Here is a 370-nt window from a genome sequence, read left to right as displayed (position 1 = left end):
AAAGTTTGCTGCGGTCGTGGCGGAATTGGTAGACGCACCAGATTTAGGTTCTGGCGCCGCAAGGTGTGAGAGTTCAAGTCTCTCCGACCGCACCATCAATTAAATAACTTTGATGAAGTTATTGCCTGTAGGTCTATCGCCAAGCGGTAAGGCACCGGCTTTTGATGCCGGCATTCCCTGGTTCGAATCCAGGTAGACCTGCCATTATTTAGACATGTTGAGCAATCGACATGACAACGTTACTAAGACTTGCCAATCGTCTTTTTAACTATAAAGTTTGCTGCGGTCGTGGCGGAATTGGTAGACGCACCAGATTTAGGTTCTGGCGCCGCAAGGTGTGAGAGTTCAAGTCTCTCCGACCGCACCATCA

The 370-nt window shown here is 49.2% G+C and carries 3 tRNA genes; all 3 read left to right on the top strand.

What is annotated here, in order from left to right:
• Nucleotides 1-10: 10 nt before the first annotated feature.
• The 3 genes from IRQ95_RS22065 to IRQ95_RS22055 all read left to right on the top strand — a co-directional run bounded on the left by IRQ95_RS22065 (nucleotide 11) and on the right by IRQ95_RS22055 (nucleotide 367).
• Nucleotides 11-95: transfer RNA gene (locus IRQ95_RS22065), tRNA-Leu, on the top strand.
• A 34-nt stretch (nucleotides 96-129) separates the two neighbouring features.
• Nucleotides 130-204, top strand: a tRNA-Gln gene (locus IRQ95_RS22060).
• 78 nt (nucleotides 205-282) lie between these two features.
• Nucleotides 283-367, top strand: a tRNA-Leu gene (locus tag IRQ95_RS22055).
• Nucleotides 368-370 lie beyond the last annotated feature (3 nt).

It is taken from the genome of Vibrio fluminensis, from assembly GCF_015278125.1.
GTDB classification, from domain to species: domain Bacteria; phylum Pseudomonadota; class Gammaproteobacteria; order Enterobacterales; family Vibrionaceae; genus Vibrio; species Vibrio fluminensis.
The sequence above is the reverse complement of the archived record's forward strand: the minus strand, read 5'-3'. Positions and strand labels throughout refer to the sequence as shown.